The sequence below is a fragment of the Endozoicomonas sp. SESOKO4 genome, from assembly GCF_024606275.1.
Genome location: NZ_JAHHPS010000156.1, coordinates 1 through 1,207, shown reverse-complemented (window position 1 = coordinate 1,207; position 1,207 = coordinate 1). Strand labels below are relative to the sequence as shown.

General features: G+C 50.8%; 1 protein-coding gene. It reads left to right on the top strand.

Annotated elements, in window-relative coordinates:
- A partial coding sequence (locus tag KDK16_RS02955) for a penicillin-binding transpeptidase domain-containing protein (protein WP_257274603.1) occupies positions 1-1,207 on the top strand: 1,207 nt, incomplete at both ends.

Below are 1,207 nucleotides of genomic sequence, written 5' to 3'. Positions count from 1 at the left end.
GTTCTGAAGCAGAGCGATCCAAAAAACTGCCTCTGGGCGTCGTGACCCGGGAGCAGCTCAATACCAGTGCTTATCCTGCTTACATTGACACGGTAAAGAAGCAGCTCAGAGAAGATTATGATGAAGGTGATCTTACCTCGGAAGGTCTGAGAATTTTCACCAATATGGACCCCGTCATCCAGCGGTTTGCCCAGAAAAGTATGACTGATACTGTAGATCAGCTAGATAAAAATAACCCTGATTTGCAGGGAGCCATGGTGGTGACCTCTGCCCAGACAGGCGATCTTCTGGCGGTAGTCGGCGACAAGAATCCGGGCTATATCGGTTTTAACCGGGCTCTGGATGCACGACGTCCTGTGGGATCATTGCTTAAGCCAGCGATCTATCTGACAGCGCTGGAGCAACCTGCGCGGTATACTTTAACGACACCTGTCAAGGATTATCCTATTCGGGTAAGCGACGGTCAGGGAGGACTTTGGGAGCCTGCCAATTATGATGGCAAATCCAGAGGTATGGTGCCTTTGCAAGAGGCGCTGGCCAAGTCTTACAATCAGGCGGCGATCCAGACCGGGATGGCTCTGGGTCTTAATAATGTCCTGAATACCATTGAGCGTCTGGGGATTGAGAAAAAACTGCCTCCCTATCCCTCTGTCATGTTGGGAGCAGCGTCCCTTTCCCTTATGGATGTTGCGTCTATGTACCAAACCATCGCCAGCGGAGGCTTCAGGATGCCATTGCGGGCAATTGATGCGGTAGTAGATGCCCGTGGTCATCCATTGAAGCGCTACAGCCTCTCGATTGAGAGAGCATTCGACTCTGCTCCAATAGAGCTTTTGCGACATGCTATGGGTCAGGTAATGAGAGAAGGTACCGGGCGTCGTGCATACTGGAGTATCAGTCAGGATATTCAGTTAGCAGGAAAGAGTGGCACCACCAATGACCTGAGAGACAGCTGGTTTGCTGGTTTTACCGGAAATCTGATGACAGTGACCTGGTTGGGGAATGATGATAACAGCCCAACTAACCTGACTGGCAGTAGCGGAGCCCTGAGAGTCTGGACGCGTTTTATGCAACAGGTGCCAATTAAGTCGGTTCAGCCTTTGAACAGTAGAGAGATTGAGTATGTCTGGATTAAGCCGGTAAGCAATGTGAGAACAGGCAAGAGCTGCGAGGGAGCGGTAAAAGTGCCTTATATCACGGGTTCAGA